Origin of the sequence: Colwellia sp. 6M3, from assembly GCF_014077595.1 — a bacterium.
Lineage (GTDB): Bacteria > Pseudomonadota > Gammaproteobacteria > Enterobacterales > Alteromonadaceae > Cognaticolwellia.
Genome location: NZ_JACGWF010000174.1, coordinates 1 through 2,282, shown reverse-complemented (window position 1 = coordinate 2,282; position 2,282 = coordinate 1). Strand labels below are relative to the sequence as shown.

The window sequence follows — 2,282 nt, the reverse complement described above, 5'->3', positions numbered from 1 at the left end:
TGGCTAAGTATAGTAGTTCAGCCATAGATTGAGGTTTAATTTCCACAAGGTAAGCAAATACCTTAATCACCAATAACATGATAACAACTTTACCAAGCTTAGCTTTTAACTGATCTATTGTTTTAATCTCATAAGCTTTTGACGTGTGCTGCCGTGAATTTTCTATTGGACTAATAAACAGCTCGTATAAACCAAAAGCGAAGATAAATAAAACGGCTGAAAGTAGAAACGTATCTAAAATTTCAACTACAAAGAGAATAATATTGTCGCGGGTCACATTGCCTGAGTGAGTAATTAAATAGTCAAATAAAGCCGTAACTAGGTGAATAACTTCATATAAACCCAAGCTAATCAAAGCAACACCGGTCACCATACATGAGATGACGCCAAAAACGAGTACAATTCGGCTATTCCAAAGCATTGACTCAAACAATTTTTCCATAGTTTCCTCTTATAATTAAGCGCGCCATTCGCTAATTTTTTTAATGAATGGTTTAAAATAGTTATTTTTATCAGTGAACATGCTTATATACTCAGGTAAAATAATACCGCCTGCCATATGACTGTGCCCGCCGCCAAAACCTCTATTAGTATTATTTAACGTTTCTCTTGCTAACCTCCCAACATCAACACTCTGACACTCACCCCCTGTGTCAGGATAGTTGTCGCCTCTAACTTTTAATAGAGGCAGATAAAATGAGACGTCGATTTACACAAGAATTTAAAGTTCAAGCTGTTGAAAAAGCATTATCTCAATGTGATGATGTTCGCCTAGAAGATATTGCACTTGATTTAGGCATCGGTTATTCAACCTTGCAACGTTGGATAGCGCTTGCTAAAAACCATGAACTTGAAACGGACTATACAGGCAGCCAAATGACATCAGAAAAACGACCACAAGACTGGGATCTTGAAGAAAGACTTAACGCAATTATTGAATGTGGACGTTTGGATGACACAGCCGTTAATGAATACTGCCGTAGTAAAGGGCTTTACCCACATCATATCGAGCAGTGGAAGAAAAATTTTGCTAAAGGGCCTTCAACGAAGCCCGTAAAATCAGACAGTAAACAGCTCAAACAAGAAATTAAGCAGCTTCAAAAAGAGCTTAATCGTAAAGACAAAGCGTTAGCAGAAACAGCCGCCTTACTCGTACTCAAAAAAAAAGCCGATGCGCTCTGGGGTTTCAACGAGGACGATTAACCAGCTCAACTGAGCGTCATGAATTGATAAAGCTCATTACCGACGCGCAGAAATCAGGGGCAAGGCAAGAAAAAGCATGTGAGTTACTTGGTCTAACGGCAAGAACAATTCAACGCTGGATTGAAGCTGATGATATGACAGATAAGCGAACAAGTACGATAAAGCGACCACCTAACAGGCTAACTGAATTAGAGCAACAGCGTATAATTAAGACTGTTAATTCAATAGAATATGGACATTTACCACCCAGCAAGATAGTCCCTAAACTATTGGATAAAGGTGTGTGGATAGCATCAGAAAGTTCGTTCTATCGTGTTATGAAATCGCATAAATTATTAACACACAGAGAAAAAGTTAAACCAAATAAAAAGATAAAAAAGCCAAAAGCACTCAGGGCAACACGTGTAAACGAAATTTATACATGGGATATCACGTATTTGCCAACAGCTGTTAAAGGTCAGTTTTTATACTTATATTTAGTGATGGATATTTATAGTCGAAAAATAGTTGGTTGGCAGGTTCATGACACACAACTAAGCACACTGGCGGCTGATTTAATGGTAGATATTTGCAGGCGAGAGCAGGTAAAGCCTGAGCAAGTCACACTGCACTCGGATAATGGCAGTCCAATGAAAGGGGCAACGTTATTAGCGACATTGCAGGAGTTAGGTATTGTTCCTTCATTTAGCCGACCGTCTGTGAGTAATGATAATCCTTATTCTGAATCGCTATTTAAGACGTTAAAGTATCGCCCGGAATACCCTGAGAAAGCCTTTGAAAGCATGGGTAGCGCAAGAAAGTGGGTTAGCGGATTTGTTGATTGGTACAACGATGAGCACTTGCACAGCGGTATTAAATTTGTCACGCCAAACCAGCGTCATTTAGGATTAGATAAAGCGATACTAGCGAAACGTCATCAGGTAAATGAAATGGCGAAATTACAGAACCCAAGTCGTTGGTCAGGAAAATCTCGAGATTGGACAATGATCAATGAAGTAAATTTAAATCCAGAAAAAAAAGAAGCAATGCGGGCGGCATAAAATTTAACTTGATGCGACAACTAACTTGAAAAACTCCGC

General features: G+C 39.0%; 2 protein-coding genes. One reads left to right on the top strand and one right to left on the bottom strand.

The features are described from left to right. Positions 1-442: YqhA family protein (locus tag H4J50_RS18785; RefSeq protein WP_182257681.1), on the bottom strand; the 442-nt coding region annotated here is incomplete at its 3' end. A 254-nt stretch (positions 443-696) separates the two neighbouring features. On the opposite strand from H4J50_RS18785, the gene H4J50_RS18780 reads away from it, so the two are divergent. After that, positions 697-2,243 (top strand): IS3 family transposase gene (locus H4J50_RS18780; RefSeq protein WP_096058077.1). Its coding sequence is split into 2 segments (ribosomal slippage): positions 697-1,156 and positions 1,156-2,243, totalling 1,548 coding nucleotides; the frame shifts between segments, so codons are not numbered across the junction. The last annotated feature ends 39 nt before the right edge of the window (positions 2,244-2,282 follow it).